This window comes from Tardiphaga sp. 37S4, assembly GCF_021044645.1.
In the GTDB taxonomy this organism is placed as follows: Bacteria; Pseudomonadota; Alphaproteobacteria; order Rhizobiales; family Xanthobacteraceae; genus Tardiphaga; species Tardiphaga robiniae.
The window spans coordinates 2228491-2252151 of record NZ_CP088008.1 but is presented as its reverse complement, the minus strand read 5'-3'; the positions used below and the strand labels follow the sequence as shown (position 1 = coordinate 2252151).

Annotated in this window: 16 protein-coding genes; 7 read left to right on the top strand and 9 right to left on the bottom strand. The window is 62.4% G+C overall.

All coding sequences use genetic code 11. The features are described from left to right. Positions 1-10: 10 nt before the first annotated feature. Entirely contained in the window at positions 11-3244 is a 3234-nt protein-coding gene (locus LPB73_RS10960; RefSeq protein ID WP_231080587.1) for a DUF3971 domain-containing protein, read from the bottom strand. On the opposite strand from LPB73_RS10960, the gene LPB73_RS10955 reads away from it, so the two are divergent. The 5 genes from LPB73_RS10955 (at position 3200) to LPB73_RS10935 (ending at position 8583) form a co-directional block, all read left to right on the top strand. Beyond that, a complete protein-coding gene (locus LPB73_RS10955; RefSeq protein ID WP_231080586.1) occupies positions 3200-3760 on the top strand; it encodes a hypothetical protein in 561 nt (186 codons plus the stop codon). The genes LPB73_RS10960 and LPB73_RS10955 overlap by 45 nt on opposite strands. 195 nt (positions 3761-3955) lie before the next feature. After that, a complete protein-coding gene (locus LPB73_RS10950) occupies positions 3956-4096 on the top strand; it encodes a hypothetical protein (RefSeq protein ID WP_158005733.1) in 141 nt (46 codons plus the stop codon). 20 nt (positions 4097-4116) lie between these two features. Further along, complete coding sequence (locus LPB73_RS10945) at positions 4117-4911, top strand: peroxiredoxin (protein WP_231080585.1); 795 nt, start codon at positions 4117-4119, stop codon at positions 4909-4911. Positions 4912-5002: 91 nt separating this feature from the next. Beyond that, a complete protein-coding gene (locus LPB73_RS10940) occupies positions 5003-6361 on the top strand; it encodes a M23 family metallopeptidase (RefSeq protein ID WP_231080584.1) in 1359 nt (452 codons plus the stop codon). Between the two features lie 161 nt (positions 6362-6522). Further along, on the top strand, positions 6523-8583 hold the full coding sequence (locus LPB73_RS10935) for a carbamoyltransferase C-terminal domain-containing protein (protein WP_231080583.1): 2061 nt from the start codon (positions 6523-6525) through the stop codon (positions 8581-8583). Here the strand turns inward: LPB73_RS10935 and LPB73_RS10930 are convergent. After that, positions 8580-9560, bottom strand: coding sequence for a tripartite tricarboxylate transporter substrate binding protein (locus LPB73_RS10930; protein ID WP_089264130.1), 981 nt, complete (start codon positions 9558-9560; stop codon positions 8580-8582). The two genes, LPB73_RS10935 and LPB73_RS10930, sit on opposite strands and share 4 nt — an antisense overlap. A 196-nt stretch (positions 9561-9756) precedes the next feature. After that, positions 9757-10626, bottom strand: coding sequence for a fumarylacetoacetate hydrolase family protein (locus tag LPB73_RS10925; RefSeq protein WP_231080582.1), 870 nt, complete (start codon positions 10624-10626; stop codon positions 9757-9759). 228 nt (positions 10627-10854) lie between these two features. Here LPB73_RS10925 and LPB73_RS10920 point away from each other — a divergent pair, with 228 nt between their 5' ends. Further along, positions 10855-11484, top strand: a complete 630-nt coding sequence (locus LPB73_RS10920) for a helix-turn-helix domain-containing protein (RefSeq protein ID WP_231080581.1) — start codon at positions 10855-10857, stop codon at positions 11482-11484. A gap of 85 nt (positions 11485-11569) precedes the next feature. On the opposite strand, the gene LPB73_RS29155 is transcribed toward LPB73_RS10920, so the two are convergent. From LPB73_RS29155 to LPB73_RS10895, 5 genes are all read right to left on the bottom strand, one after another. Then, the gene (locus LPB73_RS29155; RefSeq protein WP_116662286.1) at positions 11570-11953 is read right to left on the bottom strand and encodes a hypothetical protein; all 384 of its coding nucleotides are present in this window, start codon (positions 11951-11953) and stop codon (positions 11570-11572) included. Positions 11954-12126: 173 nt separating this feature from the next. Further along, positions 12127-13005, bottom strand: a complete 879-nt coding sequence (locus LPB73_RS10910) for an NAD(P)-dependent oxidoreductase (RefSeq protein ID WP_231080580.1) — start codon at positions 13003-13005, stop codon at positions 12127-12129. A gap of 3 nt (positions 13006-13008) precedes the next feature. Next, positions 13009-14140 (bottom strand): peptide chain release factor 2 gene (gene prfB, locus LPB73_RS10905; protein WP_139285829.1). Its coding sequence is split into 2 segments (ribosomal slippage): positions 13009-14070 and positions 14072-14140, totalling 1131 coding nucleotides; the frame shifts between segments, so codons are not numbered across the junction. A gap of 108 nt (positions 14141-14248) precedes the next feature. Next, positions 14249-16741 (bottom strand): penicillin-binding protein 1A, encoded by a 2493-nt coding sequence (locus LPB73_RS10900; RefSeq protein WP_231080579.1) that lies wholly within the window; start codon positions 16739-16741, stop codon positions 14249-14251. Positions 16742-16987: 246 nt separating this feature from the next. Next, positions 16988-18286, bottom strand: coding sequence for an N-acetylmuramoyl-L-alanine amidase (locus LPB73_RS10895; RefSeq protein WP_093759080.1), 1299 nt, complete (start codon positions 18284-18286; stop codon positions 16988-16990). A 699-nt stretch (positions 18287-18985) separates the two neighbouring features. On the opposite strand from LPB73_RS10895, the gene LPB73_RS10890 reads away from it, so the two are divergent. After that, on the top strand, positions 18986-22168 hold the full coding sequence (locus LPB73_RS10890) for an Rne/Rng family ribonuclease (RefSeq protein WP_231080578.1): 3183 nt from the start codon (positions 18986-18988) through the stop codon (positions 22166-22168). 74 nt (positions 22169-22242) lie between these two features. Here LPB73_RS10890 and LPB73_RS10885 read toward each other — a convergent pair whose 3' ends face one another. Further along, complete coding sequence (locus LPB73_RS10885; protein WP_120289380.1) at positions 22243-23583, bottom strand: dicarboxylate/amino acid:cation symporter; 1341 nt, start codon at positions 23581-23583, stop codon at positions 22243-22245. Between the last annotated feature and the right edge of the window lie 78 nt (positions 23584-23661).

The window sequence follows — 23661 nt, the reverse complement described above, 5'->3', positions numbered from 1 at the left end:
ACAGACGTCGTTAGTTGCTGTTGTTGTTCTGGTTCGGGAATTCGACCGAATTGTTCTGCTTGCCGGTGCCGAATTCGAAGATCTTGCGGAACACGCCCGGTGCCATGGCCGAGATCGGATTGACGCGCAGCACCGGCGCACCGGGCGTACCGACGACTTCGTAAGTGACGCCGATCAGGCCTTCATTGCTGCCGCCGCCGAGAAACAGTCCGACAATCGGAATCTGGCCGAACATGTTGTTCAGCCCATACATCGGCACAAAGGTGCCGCTCATCCGAACCTGGTTGAGCGGGTAATCGATGCTGCCTTCGATGGTCGCACCGACGGTCGGGCCTTTGACGACGCCGTCCCGAATGGTCAACTGGCCGTTCTGCCGCGTAAACTCGGCACGCAACCGCGAGAACGCGACGCTGCTCTGCGCCGCGTTCTGCCCGCCTCCGGCGACGCTGGCCAGTTGCGCCTCGCCCTTGACGTTGAAGTCGCGGATGTTGATCAGGCCTTCCTTGGCGCGGGCGTCCGACGATGGCGGATCCATTGCCAGTGCGAGCTGGCCCCCCGACATCTTGGAATAGGTGTCGGTCGCGCGCAGGAAGGCGCCGGCATCGTTGGTCTCGATATAGATGACATCACGGCCGGCGCCCTGGGAGCGTCCGCGCATGTCGCCCGTCAGCGGTGTGTCGCGTCCGAGCTTTCCGCTCAGGGAGAATTTCTGGATCGTACCGTTGCGCCGCGAAATCTTGGCATCGACGCTGCGAACCGCCTCGCCGTAGTAACCGGCAACAGCGCCGAGCTTCACGTCAATATCGAAGTCGACCGATTTGGTTTTGCTCTTGGGATCCCCATCCTTGCCTGAAATCGCCGATTTCAGGAAGCCGCGGCCGTCGAACACGTCGCCACGCATCGTGACTTTCAATACGCCATCCGGACCACGGTCTGCCTTCAACGACGTCTTGTCGCCTTCGGACGGCGAATAAGTCGGGAAGTTCACACCGACGAGGTCACCGTTCTGATCGACTTCGACGGAGCCCTTGATCGAAGCCCCACCGCCATCGACGACGATATCTTCCAGACGGGTTGTGTCGCCCTTCTTCACGACGTTGAAGACCGCACGAGCGCTCTTGCCGGGCAGCTTCATCCAGCCCGGTAGGATATTGTCGAGCTTCAACGGCGTCAGATCGGCGTCGACCCCGAGCTTGCTGTCACGGTCCCCGGAGCCAATCTTGCCGACAACCTTGATCGGGAGATTGCCGACCACCGCCGGTCCGAGGTCCACACCGAGCCGCGCGCGGCTTGCATCGTCGAGCGTCGCGTTGAGACGCACATCGGCATCGCCATCGGTCGGCTTGCGATAGTCGAGCGATGCCGCCTGCCCGTTGATCTTGACGTCACCCTTGACCTGATAGCCCTGATTGTTCGCTGTGACCTTCAGCGAATTGGCTTCGAGCTTCTGGTTCATCACCAGCTTGTCGGCGGAAAATGCCGTCAGATCCGCGGTGATGTTGTAGGTCGTATCGGCCTTGGTCAGTTCGTGCTGGATAGGCATGCCCATGGCGACCTGCGCGGTCACATTGCCCTTGGTGGTCGCCGGGTCGAGCATGTTGCCGGTGACTTCGCTCAGACGGTTGGAGTTGAGAACATCGGCCACGGCCGCCACCGGTCCCTCCAGTTTGAAACGCACGCGAGCTGGCGATGGCTTCGGCGCCATGTCCGGAACTTCGAACACGATATCGCTGAGATTGAGCTTCCGTCCGCCCGCGGTCTCGGAGTTCGCCTGACCGATGGTCACGGTCGCGGTCCGTCCCGTGACGCGCGCGCGCAGATCGCCGTCGCGGATCACCGGCATGCCATCCACCGGACGTAGCGCCACCCCATTGGCGAGGATCTTCACCGACAGCCCCTCATCGGGGATTGGCGGCCCACGCCGTGTCAGGTTCTTGGTCGGCGAATTGACCCCGATCTCGATGCTCTGAAGCTGCCCGCCCTCGATGCGTTCGGTAACCCATTCGCGCACTTCCGGCACAATCAGGATCGGCCACATGCGCTTGAGCGCCGAGGCGGACATCGGCGTTCCCGCAAAGCCGAGGGTCATGCGCGGCTCGCCGGCGTAGTCAATACTGCCTGTGCCGGCGACGCCGATCTCGCCGTTGCTGATATTCGCCCGCGTCAGCAAAACCCGACGGTTGTCGGAATCGAAACGCAAGCCAATGTCGATGCTGTTGAAGATCAGCGGCGCTTCACCCGGACCTCCACCCAATACGATGGTGCCGCCGCTGATCCCTGCCTGCCACGAGTCGGTCGCGCCATTGGGTGGCTCGACATGGGCAAGCGAAGTGACGCGGTTCTCACCGGACACGAACTTGAACGGCGCCAGCAGCACACGGCGGCCGGCATCCCACTCGACGCTCAGCTCCGCCTGATCAATCGGCATCGGATAATCCGGCGTGTCATTATCGATGATGTTGCCGGCGCCTGCAGTGAGCTTGCCGCGGAAATAGGTCGGGAGGCCGTCGCGCCCGATTTCGCCCCTCAACTCACCGGTCAGCGGCAGATCGGCGCTGTAAGTCAGATCCTTCATGCGCAGTGCAAGCAGGATATTCCGGGTCGAGACCTTGTCGGCCCGCAGACTGACCGCACGCACGCCATTGGCTGGCGCACCGACTGTGACGCCGAGTGTCCATGGGGCCTTGCCGCCTTCGCCCACTGTCATCATGACGCCGCCGCCGCTCGGTCGGCGCAGGGTCAGGCTGATATTGTTGAAGTCCCACGTATTGCCGCGCTGCTGGTCATCAACCACCAGCTTGCCGTTCTTCAGGCCGATCTCGTTGAGGTTCTGTCCGTCGAGGCCCGACAGAGTCAGGCTGTCGAGCCAATCGAGGCCCGCAAGCAAGCCGGTGGATGCCTCGCGCTTGTCAGCAGGGGGCTGCGGAATCTGGACCACCGGCGGCTGCGGCTGCCGCGGGAAAGTGAGTTCCGGTTGTCGACCCGGACCGAGCCACGACCCGGGTGTGCGCGGCGATGCGACGCCCGTCGCAATCGGGCGAGCATTCTCGCCGGTCGACACGGTCACCTGCCCATCCGGCGTAATGCGCACAGCCAGCACGACATCGACCAGGTTGAGGCTTTCGGCGCGCAAGCGGCCCATCATCATGGCAGCAGCGGAGAGTCGGACTTCGGCCTTCGGAGCACTGGCCACGACGGCGTGATCACGATCGCGGACGACGATGTCGCGGATACGCACAGCCATCCGGACCCGCCCGGCGCGTTCGATCTGCGTGCCACCAACTTCGACCGTATTACCCTGCCCGATATTGTCCTGGATCGCCTCGACCAACCACGGTGTGGCCATGTCGAAATTGATCGGGCCTGCGCCCAGCCGAACCCACAAGGCGCCAAAGCAAACGCCAAAAATAATCAGAAGGATGCCGAGAACAGCCGCGATCCGCTTAACCCATCGACCGCCGGACAGCCAATCGCGAACCGCAATGAGCCGATCGCCGAAACGATGCCAGCCACTATCTTTCTTGGACAGCAAGCGGCGTGCACGGTGATGCCCGGCCTCGTCATGTTGATGATCCCAATCGGCATCATCCCATTGCAAGGACTCGTCATCGGCGCGCGATCGATACGCTTGTGGCGGCTTATTTCTGGCCATTGCCTCTCGGTGCTGGCGCTGACTATGAGAATGATCGTCACCGGCCCTTCGCGCATCGACAACCGACGAGCGCTTTTCTGCCGGCATCGCTGCCAATCCTCGGTTTGAATTATAACTCGTCGTGCGGTCGTTGCGGCGCCCCTATGGCGCACGGAACGTGTGTTGCGTCGAATCCTTTGTAACCATACTCCGAGACCAGCATATTTGGGCCAGCGCATTTGCACCGCAACGTGCCGCCTCCCGATCGCCGGTGCTTTGCAATGTCATCACACTGAGCCGCTGAAAGCGACGAAAGGAAGGCGTATGTCCAAGAAATCGCGCAAGAATCCCTCGAAACGGGCCATCTGTACAGTGGCAGAAAACGCATCGGGCGCGAAAGCCGGATTGACGCTGGAAACTGCGGCCAAGCGCCTCGTCGGGCGCGCCGCGCAATTGAACCGCTGAACGCGAAGAAAGGAACATCCATGGCCAAGAAAGCCAGCAAGAAACCCGCCAAGGCCGCCGCCAAGAAAACGGCCAAGACTGCTTCTCCCTCGAAGGCGAAGAAGCCTGCCAAGGTTGCGACAAAGTCCCCAGCCAAAAAGGCTGCCGCCAAGCAAGCCAAGCCTGTGGCGAAAGCCGTGTCCAAGGCGCTAGCCAAGCCAGCCGCCAAAGTCGCGAAGGCTCCTGTCGCCAAAAAGGCTCCAGCGACTAAGACGATCGCCGCGAAGGCGTCGCCCAAAGCAGTTACGAAGCCTGCGCCGCCCTCCGTGGAGGCACCGAAAACAACTAGCGAAAAAATCGCACCGGCGCCTAGTGTTGCAGCCGAGGGCGCCAAGGCTCCGGCCTTCCAGTTGCCTCGCGACGGCGGCGCCACGGTCTCACTGTCGGACTATGCCGGCCAGAAGCTCGTGATCTTCTTCTACCCCCGCGCCAGCACTCCGGGCTGCACCAAGGAAGCCATCGACTTCACCCGCCTGTCCGCCGATTTTCAGGCAACTAACGCCGCCGTGCTTGGCGTCTCGGCCGACCCGCTAAAGGCTCAGGAGTCGTTCCGCGACAAGTTCGCGCTGGGAGTTCCGCTGCTGTCGGATGCGACGCAATCGATGCTAAAAGCCTATGGCGCCTGGGGCGAGAAATCGATGTACGGCAAAACCTTTGAAGGCGTTCTTCGCACCACGGTTTTGATCGATGCAAAAGCCAACGTCGCGAAGATCTGGCACAGCGTCAAAGTGGACGGACACGCAGACGCGGTGCTCGAAGAGGCACGGCGGATTTGATCAATGTCATTTGCTCAAAATTAACCATAAAGGGCTCAAATCGCCTCCGTTGAGCCAGCCGACGAGTCTCCGGCTGGCATCAGGAGTGCTGATGTCGAACCGCCCTACCCAATATGCCGAGTACCCTCAACACCACGCACACGACCATGGACGGCCACAGGCGCGCCGCGTCGGGCCGGTCAAGGTGCCCGCCTCCAAAGCCAGTCAAAGCGATTACACGATCGCCCATCGCGGCAAGCAGGTTCGCATCGGACCTGTGGTGTTCTGGATCGTCGTCGGCACGGTGACCGTGCTGGGAGCATGGTCTGCGGCCACAGCCACTTACTTTGCCTTTCGCGACGACGTGCTGACCAAGCTCATCGCGCGCCAGGCGGACATGCAATATGCCTACGAAGATCGCATCGCAGAACTCCGCGCCAAGATCGACCGCACCACCAGCCGCCAGATGCTGGACCAGGAACAGTTCGACCAGAAGCTCGATCAGGTCATGCGCCGGCAGACCACGCTGGAATCGCGCGCCACGGCGCTCGGCGCCATGCCCGATCTGTCGATTACAGGTTCGATTGGCAAGCCGCCGGCCCGTGGAGCCGCGATCGAGCCGACGACATCGATCCCCAAGCCTTCGCCGATCAGCGACACGGTGACCTTCGTGGCGCCGCCGGACCGCGAAGCGCGGCTTGAGTCCCGCACCCCCGCGCTCACCGCCCAGCAACCCAACCAGTTCGCCAAACTCGGCGGCGTCGACAATGTGATCGGTCGCTTGCAGGCTTCGCTCGATCAGGTCGAGAGCCGCCAGATCGCGACACTCGCCGCGGCTGAAGAATCCATGGACTCCAAGGTTCGCCGCATGCGTGGCGCGATTTCGGACCTCGGGCTGAATATGGCGAAACTCGAATCCGCCACACCGCGCGCGCCCATGGGCGGCCCGTTTGTGCCGGTCAAATTGTCATCGAGCGCGGATCCGTTCGAACGCCAGCTCTACCGCATCCACGTGACCCGCGCGCAGATGGACAAGCTCAACCGGACGATGGCGCTGGTGCCCTATCGCAAGCCGGTCGTCGGCGAAGTCGAATTCACCTCAGGCTTCGGCGTCCGCAGCGACCCGTTCCTCGGCCGCCCCGCAATGCATACGGGCCTCGATTTCCGCGGCGCCACGGGCGACCCGATCCGCGCCACGGCCAATGGCCGTGTCGTTTCCGCGGCCTATGCCGGCGGCTACGGCCGCATGGTCGAGATCGACCATGGCAACGGATTGTCGACCCGCTACGGCCATATGTCCGTGATCAACGTCAAGGTCGGCGATATCATCAAGATCGGCCAGATGATCGGCCAAGTGGGCTCGACCGGCCGCTCCACCGGTCCGCATCTGCACTATGAAACCCGGATTGACGGCGAGGCCGTCGACCCGCAGAAATTTCTCCGCGCCGGCGTGCGCCTCAACGCAGGCTAATTGCAGCATGCGGGGCATTGTTGCCCTGCCCCTGATGTGATTGAAGCGGGTCTCCGTCAATCCGAGGCACCCCGTTGAAATCCCCCCGACGCATTGGTCCCCGTTTCCCCCGCCTCGGCCGGTTCTGTTTCCGCGCCACACGTCGGGTCGCGACCTGGGCGATGACGCTGGCAGGATTTCATGCCAACGACTCCCACTTTACGGTCCGTCGCATCTCGGAGCTCCGCGCCAAGCTGGCGCGCGGCGAAACGGTTCTGCTCGCCGGCCTCGGACTGCCCGGCACGCACAATTCCGGCGTAGCGCTGGTCGAAGTCACGCGGGCTCACGGGCCGCGCCTCATCGTCAACAACGAAGAAGAACGCTTCTCGGGCGACAAGCACACCACGCAATATCCGCGCGCAGCACTCGATGCGATGCGCGTCACGCTGCAAGCGATGGGCCGTGACGTCGCCGATATCGATGCATGGATGACGACCTGGGACTATCCCGATCTGCTCGGCACGCTGGTGCGAAGCATCGTCGAAGAACTTCCCGACGGATTGAAGCTGCTGCGCACCAAGAACTCCGTCAGCTTCGACGCACGGCGCCTCGAGCAGATGACGCGGACCCCGAAGCTGCTCCGCAAGCAATTCGGCCTGCCCGCGCGTGTCCCGCTGCTGATGGTGCCCCATCACGACAACCACGCCTGGTTCTCCTTTGCCGCATCGCCCTTCCCCGATGACGAACCGGTCGCGATCGCCGTGCTGGATGGTACAGGGGATCTGGGCTCGGTCTCCCTATATGTCGCCAAGCATGGCGAGATGCAGCGGCTCTATTGCAATAACAGCGTCTTCGACTCCTTGGGTGCGTTCTACAGCGTCATCTCGTCGACACAGGGCGGCTGGACATGGCTGTCGAGCGAAGGCCGCTATATGGGCGCTGCTGCCTGGGGCGACATGGATCGCGCCAGCAATCCGTATTACGCACGGTTGCGCGAGGTGCTGCATTTCGGTGCGAATGGTGAGATCCAACTCAACCGCGCCATGGGCAACTGGTATTGCGACCCGTTCGAGGCGCCTTATAAGTCCGCATTGATCAAGATTCTCGGCGAGCCGCTCAAGCCAGATCAGCTCTGGAATCCGGACGCCGTGCTGCGCGTCGAAGATATCCAGCACCGGCCGGATACGCAGGACCGTCTCGATAAAGCGGCAGCGACGCAGCTTGTGTTCGAGGACGCGATGAAGCACGTCGTCGATCATCTGCTGCGCACCACCGGCGCGCATCGGCTGGTGCTCACCGGTGGCGTGGCGCTGAACGCACTCGGCAATATGCGGCTGCTACAGCATTTCGACGAGAACTGGTTCAAGCAGACTCAGGGGCGTGCAAAACGACTGCATCTGTGGATTCCACCGACACCCGGCGACCCCGGCGTGACCATCGGCGCGGCCTGGATGTTAGCGCATCTCGCCGGCGCGCCACGCGGCGCCCCGATGACGCACGCTTTCTATTGCGGTGATGCGCCGACGCAGGGCGACATCACCGCGGCACTGCAGGCCGATGACATCAAGACACAGACGATCGGCAATATCTCAACGCCTGAGGGCTGCGATACAATTGCCGACCTGATGGCCTTCGTGGTCGGACAGAACGCCATCATCGCGCTCTATCAGGGCGCGGCGGAAACCGGCCCACGCGCGCTCGGACATCGCTCGATCCTCGCCAATCCCTGCGACGCCGGTACGCGGGAACGGCTCAATGAACGCGTGAAATATCGCGAGGCGATCCGCCCGTTGGCACCGATGGCGACGCTTGACGCGGCGCACGAGTATTTCGATTTGCTGGAGGGCGCATCCGACGCGAACTACAACGCCTACAATTACATGGTGCTGACGGCGCAATCGAAGCCGCATGCACGGGAGAGAATTCCGGCCGTTATTCATGCCGATGGCACCGGCCGTATCCAGATCGTCCGCGCCGAGGACGATCCACTAACCTATGCCTATCTCAAGGCGCTCGGTCGCCATATCGGCGTTGAGCTCTCGGTGAATACCTCATTCAACGTCGCTGGCCCGATCGCACAGACGCCGCAGCAGGCCGTCGAGACCCTGCGCCGTTCGGCGGGTCTCGACGTGGTGCTGATGGTTGCAAGCGACGGTCAGGTGACTGCCGCCTGGCATGGCGGCACCCGCGACAACGGCCGCTTCACGGCTTGGCTGTCGGAGTGGACGCGCAGCCGCAGTTAGACCTTGCCGATCTTCCTTGCGACGGCAACCAGACGCGCGCTGTCCTTGGCCACAAATGCCGCGAACTCTTCCGAGTCCTGATAGGCGGGCATATTGCCGGCAGCCTCGAATGTCTTCGTGACTTCCGGATCGCTCATCGCCTGCTTCATTGTCTCACGCAACTTGGTCACGACCGGTGCGGGCATTCCCTTCGGCGCAAACAGGCCGGCCCAGATGTAGAATTCGACATCGGGATAGCCCAGTTCCTTGAACGTCGGCAGATTCGGGAAGGCAGCGAGGCGTTCGCCGCCGAAGTTTGCGAGAACACGCAATGTCCCGGCATCCACATGTTGCTTGAGCGTGCCCGGCGCCGAGGCGAGCGCCTGGATTTGGCCACCCAGGAGATCGCTGATCGCAGGCGTTGCGCCGCGATAAGGGACGTGGAGCAGCTTGATGCCGGCGGCGATCGCAAACATCTCCATCGAAACGTGCAGCGTACCGAACGGACCCGACGATCCGTACGATATCGCTCCGGGACGCGCCTTGGCGTCAGCGACGAATTCCTGAATCGTCTTCCACGGCGCGCTGGCCGGCACGGCGAACAGGGTCGGATCTGCGAGCACGCGCGCAACAGGCTGCAGTTGATCGACTTCATAGGCGACCGGCCGATCGTAGATGCGATCCGACTCAGGCAGCACCGCAAGCGACGACAGCGTCATCAGCAGCGTATGCCCGTCAGGCTGGGCGCGGGCAACGGTCGCGTTGCCGAGCGAGCCGCCAGCGCCGCTGCGGTTGTCGATGATGACCGGCTTGCCGAGGACCTTCTGCATATAGCTCGCGACCGGACGCGCGGCGATGTCGGCCTGCCCGCCAGCCGGAAATGGCACGACCATGGTGATGTTGCGGCTCGGCCAGGCTTCCTGCGCGCGTACACCCTGACCGGTCAAAGCGAGCGTCGACAAGCCCCCGAGGCCGGCAATGAAGTCACGACGTTTCATATTTGTCTCCCGTTTTGTTTTTGAGCAACGCATTGGTTTCAGTCGCATCCAGGGGACGACGCACCATCTCGGGAGACAGCGCCTGCGCGCCTTGGAGCTCTTTCAAAGCTCTAAGTTGCTGAAGCTCGCAGAATTGAGCGTGGGGCAGATGATGCCCCGCGCCTCTTCATCAAAACCGCAACCTGTGTAGGCTTAATCAGCCGACCGGGTTTTCGAGTTTGCCGATGCCGCTGACCTCGATCGTAACCACGTCGCCCTTCTTCAGGAAGCGCGGCGGCGTGAAGCCGAGGCCGACGCCAGCCGGCGTTCCGGTCGCGATCAGATCGCCCGGCTCCAGCGTGATCCCTGCCGAGAGCGTCTCGATCAGCGTCGGAATGTCGAAGATGAGATCGGTCACCGACGCATCCTGGCGCTTTTCGCCGTTGACGGATGTCGTCAGTCGCATTTTCGTCGGGTCGGGCATCTCGTCAGCGGTCAGGATCGCCGGACCCATCGGGCAGAAACCGTCGATGCCCTTGCCGATGAACCACTGACGATGCTTGTGCTGCAGCGTGCGTGCCGTGACGTCATTGATGATCGTGTAACCGAACACATGCGCCAGCGCGTCTTCCTTCTTGATGCCGCGGCCGCCACGCCCGATGACGACCGTCAGCTCGCCTTCGTAGTCGGTGCTGTCGGTCGGATCGAGATAATTCGGAATCGACTTGCCGGAACCGATCACCGTGCTCGACGGCTTCGTGAAGATGACTGGCGCTTCCGGCACGACTTCCTTTGCCGAGGAGTCGAAACCGCTGCCCGCGAATTCCTTCGCGTGCTCATGGTAGTTCTTGCCAACGCAAAACACGTTGCGTGCCGGGCGCGGGATTGGCGCAAGAAGCTCAACGCTGGCGATAGGAAGGGGCGCGCCCGCTGAAGCGGTAAGCGTACCCTTCAGGCTATCGAAATTGGCAATTAGCGCGATCATATCGGGGGCAACGTCGCGCGGCAGCGGCGAGACCTGAGTGAGCGCCTGATCCGCAATGCCAACCGTGGCCCGGCCCTCATGCAGGAAAGTAACAAGGTGCATTCTTCCTCCTGATATGTCTGCTTGTCCGGCGAACGGATCGCCAGCATCTTCTAAAGATACACCTATCTTCGATAGAAGATTTTGGCAAGCTGATCATCCCGGCTATTTATTCTTTAGAAGACGCACGCGGTCATCTGCCGCAGCAGGATGTGACATGGCGGGCAACGGCGCCTAAGATGGAATCATCGGCGGATTACATCCGCGAATGACATTGGAGCAGCACCCGATATGGCGAAACCGGCGACGCGGAAGGTCGTTCGTGAAGACCCCGTCAGTCGCGCATTCGGCGATCGGGTTCGCATATTGCGTGAACAGGCCAACCTCACCCTGGAGCAGTTCTCCAAGCAGTCCGGTGTCAGTCGGGCGATGCTGTCGAAAGTCGAACGCGGCGAGAAGAGCCCGACGATCGGGGTCGCGCGACGTATCGCGCTGGCTCTGGAAACATCGTTCTCGACGCTGATGGGCGACGACGACGCGCCGCGCCGCGCCTTCGCCGTGGTGCGCAAGGATCAACGCCAGATCTTTCGCGATTCAAAGACGGGCTTCGAGCGCTTCCTGCTGTCGCCCGTCATGGCCGGCATGGCAGTGGAAGTCGTCCTGCATCACCTGCCCCCGAAAACCTCGACCGGCAAATTGCCCGCCTACCCGCAGGGCACATCCAAACACGTCCTTGCCACGCACGGACGCGTCACCGTGAGAACCAAGGATACCGAGACCGTTCTGGATGAGGGTGACTCGCTGTATTTCGAAGTCGATGTCGAGCACTGGTTCGAGAACAAGACCGCGCGCCGGTGTGAATACTATCTCGTGATTTCGGTGCCTCCGAGTTACGGACGACGCAGCGACGGCAAGGTCTAGCACGCATCCGCAAGTTTGAAGGTCCCTCGCTCACCTGCGAGCGAGGGGCCGGTTTGCTAGCAGCCGATTTCAATCTGCCACACAATTACTTCTTCAAACAGAGACCAACGGTTGGCGTCGTGGTGCACTTCGTGCCATCCGGTGCGCCGCCACTCGGGCAGACAACGGACACCAGCGTCTCCGTCGCCTCGCAGCTAATCGCGCCATCTGCCTGCACCGCGCGGAAGCTCACTGGTGCCGCATCGCCCTTGTCACCCTTGGCGCCGGGCGTGCCCTGCGGACCTTGAGGTCCCTGTGCACCCGCCTGCCCCTGCGCGCCGGGAATGCCCTGAACGCCTTGCGCACCCTGCGGACCGGCCGGCCCCTGCGCGCCGGTTTCGCCCTTCGGACCTGCTGGTCCGGGATCGCGGCCGCAGCCGCCCAGCATCAATGCAACGCCAACAGCAAGAATTGGAATGATCTTCTTCATGCCCCACACCCCGTTGAATTCGTGACACCGCGACATGCGGCGTCAGGATAAGCCAGCGCCGGATATTGAGTTCCGGCATGGGGATGATATCGGGTGAAAGGAAGAACGGAAGCGGCCACGCAGCGACGCGACTGTTTCAAGACGCCGCAGACTTTGGCGGGCGGTTAGCTTGCTCAGCCGTCTCTCGGTTGCGAGATGAGCTCGATCATTTTGGCTTCGTCATCGTCGGGCGCGAAAGCCTTTGCCTTTTCATAGGCTTCAACAGCCGCCGCGCCGACCAGCGGCCTGGCCTGCAAAAGCTGCTCCGCCAATCTCACAGCATAGGCCGCATCCTTATGGCGCAATGCAGCGGTGAAGGATGCACCTGAATAATCGCGGGCCACCATCCGCGGCGCATGTCGCAGCACCTGTGGGCTTGCCGCGACGCCGCTCGCGATGGACTCCAGCACCAGCTTCATGTCCAGCCCGGCATGTTCTGCGATGGCCAGACCTTCGGCGAGCCCAGCGATATGGATTGCGCCCATCAGGTTGTTGATCAGCTTGTAAACCGTACCCGATCCGACGGGGCCGAAATGCCGGATCGTCGATCCGATCGGCGCCAGGAACGGCCGGGCCTTGTCGAGGTCCGCAGTATCCGCACCGACCAGCAGCGTGAGTTTGCCGCACGCAGCCGCATCCGGCAGACCGGTGACAGGGCAATCGATGTAGGTCAGCCCGCGATCCTGCAGCGCCTTGGCAAGGTCGAGCGCGTGCTGGTGCGACACTGTCGAACATTGGATCGCCAGCGCGCCCGCCTTCGCGGTTCGCCCGGCACCATCAATGCCGAGCCACACAGTCTGTGAAGCCTCGTCATCGGCGACCATCGTGACGATGGCATCGGCACCTTCGGCTGCATCCGCCGGTGAAGCTGCCCAGCGTGCGCCACGTGCGATCAGATCTTCTGCTTTCGCCCTGCTGCGATTCCAGACGGCAACGCTGAAGCCGGCTTCGAGATAGCAGCCGGCCATGCCGTGCCCCATGCGTCCCAAACCGATGAACGCAACATGGGGCATGGCTCAGTCCACGTCGTCGATTGCGCCTGGCGATGTGCCGAAGGCACGCTGCGCCAGTGTCGCCGCCATGAACTCATCAAGATCGCCGTCGAGCACGCCTGAGGTGTCCGACGTCTGCACGCCGGTGCGCAGGTCCTTCACCATCTGATAGGGCTGCAGCACATAAGAACGGATCTGGTGCCCCCAGCCGATATCGGTCTTGGCAGCCTGATCGGCAGCGGCCTTCTCTTCGCGCTTCTTCAACTCGATTTCGTAGAGTCGCGCGCGCAGCATGTCCCAGGCCTGGGCCTTGTTCTTGTGCTGCGAACGGCCGGCCTGACAGACCACGGCCACGCCACTCGGAATATGCGTCAGACGTACGGCGGATTCCGTCTTGTTGACGTGCTGACCGCCGGCGCCGCCTGAACGCATCGTATCGACGCGCACATCGGACTCGTTGATGTCGATCTTGATGCTGTCGTCCACGACCGGGAAGATCGCGACGCTCGAGAACGAGGTGTGACGACGGGCATTGGAGTCGTAAGGCGAGATACGCACTAGACGATGCACGCCGCCCTCGGTCTTCAGCCAGCCATAGGCATTGTGACCGGAGATCTGAATGGTCGCCGATTTGATGCCGGCTTCTTCACCCTGCGTCTCTTCGAGATACTCGATCTTGAAACCGTGCTTTTCAGCCCAGCGCGTATACATGCGCAGCAGCATCGAGGCCCAGTCCTGGCTCTCGGTGCCGCCGGCGCCGGCATGGACTTCGAGATAGGTGTCGAAGCGATCGGCCTCGCCAGAGAGCAGCGCTTCCAGCTCGCGGCGCGCAACCTCTTTCTTCAGCGCCTTGAGCGCATTCTCGGCTTCGGTCACCACGCCCTGATCGCCCTCGGCCTCGCCGAGCTCGATCATTTCGATATTATCGTCGAGTTCGCGCATGACCTTGCCGATGCCCTGAAGCGAATCCTCTAGCGAGGTGCGCTCCTGCATCAGCCTTTGGGCCTTTTGCGGGTCGTTCCAGAGATTGGGGTCTTCGGCGAGAGCGTTCAGCTCTGCAAGTCGTGCCGTGGATGCATCGACGTCAAAGATGCCTCCTCAGCAGCCCGACTGACTGCTTGATCTCTTCTACGAGGCGTTCGATTTCAGCGCGCATGGAAACTCTGATCTGGCGGCATCAGCCGCAATACGAATGGTGATCGGGATGTAGCGGCGTGCGCGGCAAAGCGCAATCCGCAAGGATCTGCTGTAGGTCAGACAGGCCTCAATACAGGCCGCCCGTTCCCGGTCGCATGAAACTGCGGTCGGTTTCCGGCGACACCGAGAGCGAACGACCGTCCGCATCGGCGACACCGATCACAGAGTAGTTGTCCGGCGGCGCGGTGCCCGGCTTGAAGGCCTCGAGGATGGTGCGACCGCCATCGCCCGGTCCGGCGCGCATGCCCGACTTGGCGTCGACGCGGATCAGCTTGATGCCGGCAGGCACGCGGAACGGCACGGCCGGCTTGTCGGCGAGCGCAAGCTTCATGAAGTCCTTCGCGATTGGCGCAGCCAGCGCACCGCCTGTGGCCTTGTTGCCGAGGTTCCGGGGCTTGTCGTAACCGACATAGATACCGACGACGACGTCAGGCGAGAAGCCGATGAACCAGGCATCCTTCTCGTCATTGGTCGTGCCGGTCTTGCCGGCTATCGGTTTACCGACTTCGCGGAGCACGGTCGCAGTACCGCCCTGCACGACGCCTTCCATCATCGAGGTGATCTGGTAAGCGGTCATGGCGTCGAGTACCTGCTCGCGGCGATCGACCAGCTGCGGCTCGGCCTGGTTTTTCCAGCCCTCGGGCGCGTCGCAACCGCGGCATTCGCGCTGGTCGTGCTTAAAGATCGTATGCCCGTAACGGTCCTGAATACGGTCGATCAGCGTCGATTTCACGCGGCGGCCGCCATTGGCGAACATCGAATAGGCCGTCACCATCCGCATGACGGTCGTTTCACCGGCGCCGAGCGCATAGGACAGATAATTCGGCAATTCATCATAGACGCCGAACCGCTTGGCATATTCGCCGATCAGCGGCATGCCGACGTCCTGCGCCAGACGTACCGTAACCGTGTTCAGCGAGCGCATGAGCGCGTTGCGCAGCGTCACCGGGCCGTAATACTTACCGGTCGAATAGTTTTCCGGACGCCACACCCCGGCGCCCTGCCCCTGATCGATCTCGATCGGCGCGTCGACCACGACGGTGGACGGCGTGTAGCCATTGTCCATCGCTGCCGAATAGACCAGCGGCTTGAAGGATGAGCCGGGCTGACGATAGGCCTGCGTGGCGCGATTGAACTGGCTCTGGTCGAACGAGAAGCCGCCGACCATGGCGAGCACACGTCCGGTCAAGGGATCCATCGCAACCATGGCGCCGGACACTTCCGGATACTGCCGCAGCCGGAACTGGCCTTCGACGACCGAGCCGTCCTTGTTTGTGAGCGGATCGACATAGATGACGTCGCCCGCGGCCAAAACCTGCGACACGGCCGTCGGTGTTTTGCCCTTTGTCGGGCCGGCGGCGGGTTTGGCCCAGCGCACGCCATCCAACGTGAGGATGCCGGTCTGGCGATCCTTGAGCACGGCACCGCCGAGTTCACGGCCCGGCTGAAAGCCGATCCGCGCCGACTGATCGCTGACATCCAGCACGACCGCGAGCTTCCACGGCGCGATGTCGGACAGCGCTTTGACCTCGGCGAGCTTCACGCCCCAGTCACCGGAAATATCGATCTTGTTGGTCGCCCCGCGCCAGCCACGCACCTCGTCGAAATTGATCAGGCCGTTGGTCATGGTCTTGCGCGCCATCACCTGCAGCTTGGGATCCAGTGTGGTGCGGACCGAGAGACCGCCTTCATAGAGCTTCTTTTCGCCGTAGCGTTCCAGGATGTCGCGGCGCACTTCCTCGGCAAAATACTCGCCGGCAAAGATGTGACCCGAACTGTTGCGGCCGGTGACGGTCAGCGTCTCCTTGCGCGCCTTGTCGGCATCGGCCTGCTTGATCCAGCCGTTCTCCAGCAGACGATCAACCACATAGTTGCGGCGCTCGATGGCACGGTCGCGGTTCTTGATCGGATGCAGCGACGACGGCGCCTTCGGCAAAGCTGCGAGATACGCTGCTTCCGAGACGGTCAGTTCGTTCACCGACTTGTCGAAATAGACCAGCGAGGCGGCGGCGATGCCATAGGCACCGAGGCCGAGATAGATTTCGTTGAGATACAGTTCGAGGATCTTGTCCTTCGAATAGGTGCGCTCGATGCGCATCGCCAGCAAGGCTTCCTTGATCTTGCGGGTGAAGGAGACCTCGTTGGTCAGAAGGAAGTTCTTCGCAACCTGCTGCGTGATCGTCGACGCGCCCTGCGGCCTGCGGTTGGAGCCAAGGTTCTGCGCGTAAAGCACCATCGCGCGCGCCATGCCCGAATAATCGAGGCCACCATGCTCGTAGAAATTCTTGTCTTCGGCCGCGAGGAACGCGTTGATCACCAGCTTCGGCACGGCCTGAATCGGCAGATAGAGCCGGCGCTCCTTGGAGTATTCGCCAAGCAGTGCACCGTCTGCCGCATGGACGCGCGTCATGACCGGCGGCTCATAATCCTGAAGCTGCGAATAGTCTGGTAAGTCCTTGGAATAATGCCAGATCAGCCCGGCTGCGGCGGCGACGCCCACCAGGAACACCACGGTTCCTGCAGCGAACAAGAAACCCAGAAACCGTACCAGCAGACGCATTATCGACGATCCGTTTCAATCGCTGTGCCGCAATATAGCATACGGCGGCCCCATGGGCGCGAAGTCAGCAACAAGTCCCGCGGCAAAAATCAGCTAAGGAGACAACCCGAAATGGCCGTCAGTCTTGACCGATTCTGACGGCCGCTCGGAATTTTTTATAGAGCGCCGGCTGTGGCCAAACTAGGGCTTTCATACTGAAGACCAAGGCTTTCGTACTGAAAGATTTGTCATTTTCAGTTCCGGTCGTCAGTTTCCCGGGCCGGCAGAGACCATCCGCTTGGAGAAGAACCCGTCGATCGCCTTGGCGACTGCCCCGACAGTCTTGGAGCGCCAGTTCTCGGACATCAGTTGCTGGAGATCGTCCTTGTTGGACACGTAACCCAGTTCGATCAGCACTGAGGGGACGTCCGGGGCCTTGAGCACGCGGAAACCTGCCGATTTCAGGGGATGCTTGTGCATCCGCGCCGTGGTCTTCATCTCGCCCACCACCAGCCGAGCAAAGCGATTCGAGAAGGTCCGGGTTTCGCGCTGCGCCAAGTCGATCAGGATGTCGGCGACGTCGGTTGGCTCTTCCGTCAGATTGACACCGGCAATGGCGTCCGCCTTGTTTTCCGAGTCTGCCAGCCGCTCCGCCTCCGCGTCGGAGGCCTTGTCGGACAGTGTGTAAACAGTAGCGCCCTGCGCATCGCCCTCGCCGCGCGGCAATGCGTCGGCATGGATGGAGACAAACAAGGCGGCCGACTGGTTGCGCGCCACCTTCACCCGTTCATCCAGGGGAATGAACGTATCGTCGGCGCGGGTCATCACGATGCGGTATTTGCCGAGCTTCTCCAGACGGTCACGCAGGGCCAAACCGAAACCCAGCACGATCCCCTTCTCGCTCTCGCCGCCAGCCTGGGTGCCGTTGTCGATGCCGCCATGACCGGGATCGATCACGATGACTGGACGGGCGTCCGGCGCGGCATCGGGCGCGGCGCTGGCGACCACCTTGGTGGCAACCGGAGATGCCGCAGCAGTCGTTCCGACGGCCGGTCGCAGATCCGGGCGATTCTCAACCGCCAGCGCCTGTACGAATGTGGTGCGATCGACCGATTCGAGTTCGATCACCATCCGCGCCGGCTGCCCGTTAGCGGGATCGAGCGCGTAGGAATTCTTGATCTTGGCTGGTCCGGTCAGGTCAAACACCATGCGCGACCCGCCCGGCATCACCAGACCGTAGCGGAACGCCTTGATCAGGCCGCGGGAGACCGTCCCGGCGCCGGGATCGAGATGGAAATTGACCTGGGGAAGATCGATGACCACCCGATATGGGTCAGCCAGCGCAAAGGCACGCAGCGGGATCTTCCGGTCGAGATCGAGAATGAAACGGGTCTGTTTCTCGTCGCCCGCGATCCGCACGTCGGAGGCGATCGGGAAAACGCCCTCGACTTCCGCGCGTGGCGTCTCGCCGGCGGCCTGGGCGGAGTTCGGGCACCAAAACAGCCCAAAACCGGCACTGAAGAGCACCGTGGCCAGCCTGACGATGTGGTTTGCGCGGCTCGTCAACGAATCCACTGCCTCCGAAGCAGCCCCTCATTAACCCAATAGGATTGCAGGGTTAACCGGAGCTTAAGTCGGCCATATCGAATAAGCCTGAGTGTTGCAGCCTTGTGACGCTTCCCTTGCATGCGACCCCCATTCCTCGTATGTACGAAGAGCTGACGGTTTAACTCCCGGTTGTGTCGCGTTCAGCCTCCCGGTGCAACGCTCGTTCCCCCGACCATCTATCGGTGGATCCAGCGTTTTCCGGCCTCCTCTCTACAACCAGCGCAGCGCGCGGTTGCCCAGAGAGGCGGTCTTAGCCCAGGCGGTGTCCGGTCCCAGGTCCTTTCTCGCTCCCGGGGCGGCTTTAGACACTTCATGACCGATTATTCCGGCCTTACGGGCGGAGTATGCGACAGCCGGTGACCGCGTTCTGCGGCGCGCCGGACGTCAGCAAAAGGCGGCGCCTTTGCCGCCAAGATGTTCAGACGGGCCGACGCTTGATGCGCCAGACTGTGATGCCGACCGAGACCCAGGTGGGAACTATGCCGATGCGAGGCCCAAGCCTCGCGCGTCGCCCCGCACTGACCTCGCGATCGGCACGGCGTTCAGGGCTGTGTTTCGGCCTTCCCCTCACCCCCGAATCAGGTGGACCGTTGCGTCACCCGGCTGCGCGACACGCGCTTGCCGCCACGCATGCCGTCCGCCTCCATGAGCTTCCAAATGCCAAACAAAATGTTGATCGATGCGACCCACCCGGAAGAGACCCGGGTCGTCGTGGTTCGCGGCAATCGCGTCGAAGAGTTTGATTTCGAGACTGCGCAGCGCAAGCAGCTCCGCGGCAATATCTACCTCGCCAAGGTCACGCGCGTCGAACCGTCGCTGCAGGCCGCCTTCATCGAATACGGTGGCAACCGCCACGGCTTTCTCGCTTTCAGCGAAATTCATCCGGACTATTACCAGATCCCGGTCGCCGACCGTCAGGCGCTAATCGAGGCGGATGAACGCGCCCATCGCGAAGCTGAGGAAGAGACCGAAAACCGCTCCAACCGTAAGCGCTCGCGTCATCGCAACTCCCGTCGCCGCGACCGTGGCGAGCGGGTGCAGAGCGATGTCGTCGATACGACAGCGATCGATCCGTCGCAGGCCGAACAGCCGCGCGATCCGGCCTTCGAGGTCCACAGCCATACCCATGATGACGGGCACCACGCTGCCGATCACGACCATCATGACCATGACGGTCACGAGCACATCCACGCGCATGAGCACGCCGCAGGCGATCATGCGCACGACCATGATCACCACGATCATGCCGCCGCACCGGTCGCGTCCGAGAGCGTCGCTGCCGAAGCTGCGGCTCCCGAGGTCGTCGTGTCCGAGGTCGTTGCATCCGAGCCTGTGACCGAACAGCCTGTTTCGGCAGGCTTCTCGCCTGCCCCGGTTGAAGCCGTTACGGAGACGCCGGCGCCAGTCGCCGCCGAAGCGCATGATGATCACGCGCATGACGAACAGATTCAGGCCGCTCATGCCGAAGAGAACGCGGCGCATGCCGAGGACGTTCACCACGAAGAGCGTGCCGAGAGTGAGCACACCGCTGCCGCTGACAGCGACGAACACGACGACGAGGAAGACGAAGACGACGGCGAGGAAGAAGCCGAAGAGGATCAGGTCGAATCCGTCGGCGGTGACGACGTTCTCGAGGAAGTCCCCGAGCGCGCCTTCCGTCCGCGTCGCCAGTACAAGATCCAGGAAGTCATCAAGCGTCGCCAGGTCATGCTGGTGCAGGTCGTCAAGGAAGAGCGCGGCAACAAGGGCGCTGCGCTGACCACCTACCTGTCGCTCGCCGGCCGCTACGCCGTGCTGATGCCGAACACTGCCCGTGGCGGCGGCATCTCGCGCAAGATCACCTCGGCACAGGATCGTTCGCGTCTCAAGGAAGTGGTGTCGGACCTCGACGTGCCGGAAGGCATGGGGATCATCCTGCGCACCGCCGGTGCCTCGCGCACCAAGCCGGAAATCAAGCGCGATTTCGAATACCTGATCCGGATGTGGGAAACCGTCCGCGACATGACGCTGAAGTCGCAGGCCCCAACCCTCGTCTATGAGGAAGGCTCGCTGATCAAGCGTTCGCTGCGCGACCTCTACAACAAGGAAATCGACGAAATTCAGGTCGCTGGCGAAGCCGGCTATCAGGAAGCGCGCGACTTCATGCACATGTTGATGCCGAGCAATGTGCGCGCGGTGAAACAGTATCGCGACGGCCAGCCGCTATTCTCGCGCATGGGCGTCGAGAGCCAGTTGGACGCGATGTTCTCGCCGACCGTGCAGCTCCGCTCCGGTGGCTACATCGTCATCAACCAGACCGAAGCCTTGGTTTCGATCGACGTGAACTCGGGCCGTTCGACCCGCGAGCACCACATCGAAGATACCGCGCTGAAAACCAATCTCGAAGCGGCCGAGGAAGTGGCGCGTCAGCTCCGCCTGCGCGATCTCGCCGGTCTGATCGTGATCGACTTCATCGACATGGACGAGAAGCGCAATAACCGCGCTGTCGAACGCAAGATGAGCGACTGCCTGCGCCAGGATCGCGCGCGCATTCAGGTCGGCCGCATCTCGCATTTCGGCCTGCTCGAAATGTCGCGCCAGCGCATCCGCGCCAGCGTGCTGGAAAGCTCCACGGATATCTGCCCGCATTGCGGCGGCAGCGGTCATGTCCGTTCGGTGTCGTCGGTGGCCCTGCAGTTGCTGCGCGGTCTCGAAGAAATCCTGATGAAGGGCGCCACGCATAACCTGATCGTGCGCACCCGCACCGATGTCGCGCTCTATGTGCTGAACCACAAGCGTGGCCATCTGCGCGATCTCGAAAACAGCTTCAAGGTGACCCTCGCCGTCATCGCCGATCCGAATGTCAGCGGTCAGCAGTCCTTCGTGATCGACCGCGGCGAACAGGTCCACACGCTGGAAGCCGCCAAGGCACTTCTCGCGGCGCAGGTCGCAGCCTTCCCGCCGCCGCTGGAAGAAGAACCTTTCGACGACGAAGATCTGTTCGAGACGGAAGCCGAGATCGAAACCGAGGAGACCGAAGGTCTCACCGACGACGATACCTCGGGTGAAAGCGCCACCGGCGATGCAGACAGCGATGGGCGCAAGCGCAAGCGCCGTCGGCGCCGTCGTGGTCGCTCCGGTGAGGCACGCGAAGGCGGCGCTCCCGGTCGCGAGGGCGGCGATCTCCAGAACGCCGCTGAAGGCACGGTCGAAGGTAACGTCGAAACCGTTGGCGACGACAGCGAAGGTGAAGACGACGAGGCCGACGATCAGCCTCGTGAGGCCCGCGCCGATCAGCCGGCCGATGGCGAGCGTCGCCCGCGTCGCCGTGGCCGTCGCGGCGGACGCCGCCGGCGTGGTGGTAACGACGAAGGTCTGGCCGGATCGATCTCCGATGAACTCGGACCGACGCAGACCTCGGAAGCCAGCGATGCCGTGGCCGATCTCGAAGGTCAGGACACGCGTGACGACGCACAGCCGCACCAGTACGCAGCTTCGGACACCGTGACGTCCTATGCAGCGCCACAGCCAGAGGCCGAACAGAGCCGTCACAACGCCGTGCCAATGTTCGCTCCAGCCGTGCCCGAGCCGACGCCGGTCGCTCCTGCTCCCGTCGCAGCACCTACCCCCGTGCAGGAAGCCGCGGCACCGCAGGAAGATGACAAAGCCGCAGCCCGCCGCCGCTCGACGGTCCGCGAAAAGGTCAACTTCGGTTCGACATCTCCGGAGCCACAGCCCGCGGCAGCGCCCGTCGCTACAGCCCCGGAGCCGGCACCTGCTCCAGCCGCTGCACCGGCCCCCGCGGTCGAAAGCCAGCCCCGTAAAGCCGGCTGGTGGTCACGCGTCCTCGGCAACGACTAAGCGCTCTCAACGCAACAACGAAAAGCCGCCCGGCAAAACCGGGCGGCTTTTTTATTGCTGCAATCTACTGCGGATCAGTCCGTCGTGATTGCCGTTTCGACATCCGACGGATCGATGGTCTTGTTGAGATTGGCATGCATCGTGTCATGATCAAGCTCGCCTTCCCACCACGACACGAACACCGTAGCAATGCCGTTGCCCGTGATGTTGGTAAGCGCGCGCACCTCGCTCATGAACTTGTCGATCGAGAACACGATCGCCATGCCTGGCACCAGACGCGGATCAACCACCGACAGCGTGGCTGCCAGCGTGATGAAGCCGGCGCCGGTGACGCCCGAAGCGCCCTTGGAGGTCAGCATCGCCACGATCAGGATAGTCACCTGCTGGCCGAACGACAGATCCACACCGAGCGCCTGGGCGATGAACAGCGTCGCCAGGGTCATGTAGATGTTGGTGCCGTCGAGGTTGAACGAATAGCCGGTCGGCACCACGAGGCCGACAACCGACTTCGAACAGCCCAGACGCTGCAGCTTCTCCATCAGCTGCGGCAACGCGCTTTCCGACGAAGAAGTGCCGAGCACGATCAAAAGCTCATCCTTGATGTAGACGATGAACTTGAAGATGTTGAAGCCGACGATGCGGGCAATGATGCCGAGCACGACCACCACGAACAGTGCTGCGGTCGCGTAGAACAGCACGATCAGGCTCAACAGGTTGGTGAGCGCCGCCGGGCCGAACTTGCCAATGGTGTAGGCCATCGCGCCGAATGCGCCGAGGGGGGCTGCCTTCATGACAATGGCGATCACGCCGAACACGGCATGCGACGTCTCATCAATCATGTCGCGCAACCTGTGGCCACGCTCGCCCAGCGCCATCAGCGCGAAACCGAACAGGATCGCGAACAACAGCACCTGCAGGATGTCGCCCTTGGCGAAGGCGCCAACGACACTGTCAGGAATGATGTTGAGCACGAAATCGACCGACTTCGTCGCTTCAGCCTGCTTGACGTAATTGGCGACTGCGCCCGCGCTGCCCTCGGTCTTGGTCACCAGACCATGGCCGACCTGGAACAGGTTGCCCATCACAAGGCCGAGGATCAGCGCGAAGGTCGAGACGATCTCGAAATAGACCAGCGCCTTGATGCCGACGCGGCCGACCTTCTTGGCGTCCTGGATATGGGCAATGCCAGACACCACGGTACAGAAGATGATCGGCGCGATCACCATCTTGATCAGCTTGATGAAGCCGTCGCCGAGCGCCTTGATCCATTCATTGGTGGCGAACTGAGGCTCCAGCCACCCGACCAGCACACCGATCACGATAGCGATCAGCACCTGAATATAGAGAACCTTGTACCAGGGCTTTTTGACCGGAGCGGCCGCTCCCGGACCCGCCGTTGCCGTTACCGCAGACATTCCGCTTCAACTCCCTGAGCATTTTTACTGCCGCGGTCATTAGTCACATGGGCGGCCTCTTGCAAGCCGCCACGCGGA